This window comes from Candidatus Arsenophonus triatominarum, assembly GCF_001640365.1.
Taxonomy (GTDB): Bacteria; Pseudomonadota; Gammaproteobacteria; order Enterobacterales; family Enterobacteriaceae; genus Arsenophonus; species Arsenophonus triatominarum.
Genome location: NZ_LWMI01000080.1, coordinates 1 through 3,925, shown reverse-complemented (window position 1 = coordinate 3,925; position 3,925 = coordinate 1). Strand labels below are relative to the sequence as shown.

Annotated in this window: 6 protein-coding genes and 3 pseudogenes; 4 read left to right on the top strand and 5 right to left on the bottom strand. The window is 35.6% G+C overall.

All coding sequences use genetic code 11. From position 1 onward, the window contains the following. From AYJ55_RS36565 to AYJ55_RS30200, 5 genes and pseudogenes are all read right to left on the bottom strand, one after another. On the bottom strand, nt 1-297 hold a 297-nt coding region (locus AYJ55_RS36565), incomplete at its 3' end, for an IS630 transposase-related protein (RefSeq protein ID WP_425393845.1). A gap of 273 nt (nt 298-570) precedes the next feature. Continuing rightward, nucleotides 571-1,001: pseudogene (locus tag AYJ55_RS34160) on the bottom strand (M20/M25/M40 family metallo-hydrolase); the annotation flags it as partial. Between the two features lie 63 nt (nt 1,002-1,064). Further along, nucleotides 1,065-1,492, bottom strand: a pseudogene (locus tag AYJ55_RS23395) (transposase). Between the two features lie 25 nt (nt 1,493-1,517). Next, nucleotides 1,518-1,694, bottom strand: coding sequence for an IS630 transposase-related protein (locus AYJ55_RS30205; protein WP_162505852.1), 177 nt, complete (start codon nt 1,692-1,694; stop codon nt 1,518-1,520). An 8-nt stretch (nt 1,695-1,702) separates the two neighbouring features. Beyond that, entirely contained in the window at nt 1,703-1,885 is a 183-nt protein-coding gene (locus AYJ55_RS30200; RefSeq protein ID WP_063658128.1) for a hypothetical protein, read from the bottom strand. A 497-nt stretch (nt 1,886-2,382) separates the two neighbouring features. On the opposite strand from AYJ55_RS30200, the gene AYJ55_RS27450 reads away from it, so the two are divergent. The 4 genes and pseudogenes from AYJ55_RS27450 to AYJ55_RS23375 all read left to right on the top strand — a co-directional run bounded on the left by AYJ55_RS27450 (nt 2,383) and on the right by AYJ55_RS23375 (nt 3,888). Beyond that, the gene (locus AYJ55_RS27450; protein WP_281181226.1) at nt 2,383-2,739 is read left to right on the top strand and encodes a transposase; all 357 of its coding nucleotides are present in this window, start codon (nt 2,383-2,385) and stop codon (nt 2,737-2,739) included. Further along, complete coding sequence (locus AYJ55_RS35015) at nt 2,705-2,791, top strand: hypothetical protein (protein ID WP_281181225.1); 87 nt, start codon at nt 2,705-2,707, stop codon at nt 2,789-2,791. Before AYJ55_RS27450 ends, AYJ55_RS35015 begins: the two co-directional genes overlap by 35 nt. An 88-nt stretch (nt 2,792-2,879) precedes the next feature. Next, nucleotides 2,880-3,311 (top strand): annotated as a pseudogene (locus tag AYJ55_RS23380) (M20/M25/M40 family metallo-hydrolase); the annotation flags it as partial. Nucleotides 3,312-3,522: 211 nt separating this feature from the next. Next, nucleotides 3,523-3,888 carry an IS630 transposase-related protein gene (locus AYJ55_RS23375; RefSeq protein ID WP_063653415.1) on the top strand — a complete coding sequence of 122 codons (366 nt, stop codon included), beginning with the start codon at nt 3,523-3,525 and terminating at the stop codon, nt 3,886-3,888. Nucleotides 3,889-3,925: the final 37 nt, after the last annotated feature.

The following is a 3,925-nucleotide window of genomic DNA, read 5'->3' as shown; positions in this document are numbered from 1 at the left end:
TGTTGTCTTTTTTGCTGATGTGCCAGCCTGTCGCTTTCGTTGGTTTTTGGATGGAATAGAGTTTTTTTTATAGGTTAATCCCAGCTTTTTAAGGGATTGCCAAATAGTCTTTTTACAAACACCGAATCGCTCTGCCCGTTCCTTTTGGTAAGCATCTGGATACTGTTCCACATCTTTTGCTAAAGCATTTTTATCGAGCTTCCTCTTACGTGGCGTTGAATTTTTTGGCTCTGGTCGTTTAAGCCAACGTACTAAAGACGCTTTTCCAATACGGAATTGTTTCGCAGTTTCTCGAATTGTTAAACCTTCGGCTTTCCTTAAGATATTACTTTACGTCGAAAATCAATTGTATAACTCATAACACACCTTGTAATCAAAATTAAGTCGCCTAGCTATACATCAAGCAAAAATGGGATATCATTTGTGAAAGTAACACGAGTTTCGCATAGGCATATAAAATTCCAGAAATGGCTTAAAAGCAATGGTTAATTTGCAAGTTACTAAAACGTATAAATTTGTTTAAATTACAATAAGTTGCTTTTAATTTATAAGATTTTGTCTATTTATATATTATGCTGAATTAAACTTAAAAATAGAGCGTTTTTTTATTGGTGCGAAACTCGTGAGTAATTCAATTGTCGGTTTTATATATTTAAGTTCAATAAATTCATCAGGTTGGTGAGCCTGCTCTATCGAACCTGGCCTTAATATTAATGTTGGACATCGCATTTGAATAAAGGGCGCTTCGGTGCAAGTAATTAACGGTTTGAGCTTTTTTATCTAATAAATTTTCAATTATTTTCACCATGTTATGATTTATAGGGTATTCAAAACAGGGAATAGGCGGATAAAGTTCCTCGATAGTTAAGCGATCCGGCCAACGATGTTTAATCGGTTTAAGTGCGGCATGTAATAATTCATCCAAATTTTTTAGTGACAGACCGGGTAGGACGAATATCGATATGTAATTCACAACACCCACAAATTCGATTTACTGCATTGTAGTGGCATACTAAATTTGGTCACCTAAGTTGAGGTGATATAGCTAGGCGACTTAATTTTGATTACAGCATATGTATTAAAAACAGGTCATCGATAGTGCATCCTGTTTCCATCTTTTTACGTTTAGCTTGAGACCATTTATGTTCTATAGGATTTAAATCTGGTGAATACACAGGCAAATATTCTATCTGTGTCCTGCGTTTATAATTGCCTGTTCAATATTCTTACCTTTGTGAAAGCTAGCGTTGTCCATAAAAATAACAGAATTTTCAGGAAGTTCTGGGAGCAATATTTTTGTGATCCAACATAAAAACATCACGATTAATATTGCAATCAATAATCCGATAGCAAAAAGGGTTGTTCCCAATAAAGCGCCAATAACATTTGTTCTTCCCTTAGCACCCCAGTTTTTCAGGCCAAAACAACGGTGACCTTTTGGGGAATAGCCGTGAGTTCGTGGAGTGTCATGTGAAAAACCACTTTCATCAATAAAACAACAGATTTATCTTTTTTTTTCATACTGTTGTCTTTTTTGCTGATGTGCCAGCCTGTCGCTTTCGTTGGTTTTTGGATGGAATAGAGTTTTTTTTATAGGTTAATCCCAGCTTTTTAAGGGATTGCCAAATAGTCTTTTTACAAACACCGAATCGCTCTGCCCGTTCCTTTTGGTAAGCATCTGGATACTGTTCCACATCTTTTGCTAAGCATTTTTATCGAGCTTCCTCTTACGTGGCGTTGAATTTTTTGGCTCTGGTCGTTTAAGCCAACGTACTAAAGACGCTTTTCCATACGGAATTGGTTTCGCAGTTTCTCGAATTGTTAAACCTTCGAGCTTTCCTGTATAGACTATTTTATAGTCGAATATATCAATTGTACATATCACTCTAGATTACCGCTAACCTGAGCTACGTCATGCTGTATATTCAAGTATTAATTTTGTAATACTAATGGTTTGATTTAATCAGCAGTATATACTCATTTCGACCTAAAGTTATGAGGTCATGATAAGGAAATGACCGAAGTGTGTTATGATTATACATTGATTTTAACAAATTCGAAGAATACTCGCGAAACAATTCCGTATTGGAAAAGCGTCTTTAGTACGTTGGCTTAAACGACCAGAGCCAAAAAATTCAACCGCCACGTAAGAGGAAGCTCGATAAAAATGCTTTAGCAAAAGATGTGGAACAGTATCAGATGCTTACCAAAAGGAACGGGCAGAGCGATTCGGTGTTTGTAAAAAGACTATTTGGCAATCCTTAAAAAGCTGGGATTACTATAAAAAAAACTCTATTCCATCCAAAAACCAACGAAAGCGACAGGCTGGCACATCAGCAAAAAAGACAACAGTATGAAAAAAAAAGATAATCTGTTGTTTTTATTGATGAAAGTGGTTTTTCACATGACACTCCACGAACTCACGGCTATTCCCCAAAAGGTCACCGTTGTTTTGGCCTGAAAAACTGGGGTGCTAAGGGAAGAACAAATGTTATTGGCGCTTTATTGGGAACAACCCTTTTTGCTATCGGATTATTTGATTGCAATATTAACCGTGATGTTTTTTATGTTTGGATCACAAAAATATTGCTCCCAGAACTTCCTGAAAATTCTGTTATTTTTATGGACAACGCTAGCTTTCACAAAGGTAAGAATATTGAACAGGCAATTATAAACGCAGGACACCCAGATAGAATATTTGCCTGTGTATTCACCAGATTTAAATCCTATAGAACATAAATGGTCTCAAGCTAAACGTAAAAAAGATGGAAACAGGATGCACTATCGATGACCTGTTTTTAATACATATGCTGTAATCAAAATTAAGTCGCCTAGCTATATCACCTCAACTTAGGTGACCAAATTTAGTATGCCACTACAATGCAGTAAATCGAATTTGTGGGTGTTGTGAATTACATATCGATATTCGTCCACTACCCGGTCTGTCACTAAAAAATTTGGATGAATTATTACATGCCGCACTTAAACCGATTAAACATCGTTGGCCGGATCGCTTAACTATCGAGGAACTTTATCCGCCTATTCCCTGTTTTGAATACCCTATAAATCATAACATGGTGAAAATAATTGAAAATTTATTAGATAAAAAAGCTCAAACCGTTAATTACTTGCACCGAAGCGCCCTTTATTCAAATGCGATGTCCAACATTATATTAAGGCCAGGTTCGATAGAGCAGGCTCACCAACCTGATGAATTTATTGAACTTAAATATATAAAACCGACAATTGAATTACTCACGAGTTTCGCACCAATAAAAAAACGCTCTATTTTTAAGTTTAATTCAGCATAATATATAAATAGACAAAATCTTATAAATTAAAAGCAACTTATTGTAATTTAAACAAATTTATACGTTTTAGTAACTTGCAAATTAACCATTGCTTTTAAGCCATTTCTGGAATTTTATATGCCTATGCGAAACTCGTGTTACTTTCACAAATGATATCCCATTTTTGCTTGATGTATAGCTAGGCGACTTAATTTTGATTACAAGGTGTGTTATGAGTTATACAATTGATTTTCGACGTAAAGTAATATCTGTAAGGAAAGCCGAAGGTTTAACAATTCGAGAAACTGCGAAACAATTCCGTATTGGAAAAGCGTCTTTAGTACGTTGGCTTAAACGACCAGAGCCAAAAAATTCAACGCCACGTAAGAGGAAGCTCGATAAAAATGCTTTAGCAAAAGATGTGGAACAGTATCCAGATGCTTACCAAAAGGAACGGGCAGAGCGATTCGGTGTTTGTAAAAAGACTATTTGGCAATCCCTTAAAAAGCTGGGATTAACCTATAAAAAAAACTCTATTCCATCCAAAAACCAACGAAAGCGACAGGCTGGCACATCAGCAAAAAAGACAACAGTATGAAAAAAAAGATAAATCTGTTGTTTTTATTGATGAAAGT

Bases quoted from the DNA above. Each gene is read 5' to 3' on its own strand.
- AYJ55_RS23375 (WP_063653415.1), top strand. From the start codon at position 3,523: ATGAGTTATACAATTGATTTTCGACGTAAAGTAATATCTGTAAGGAAA.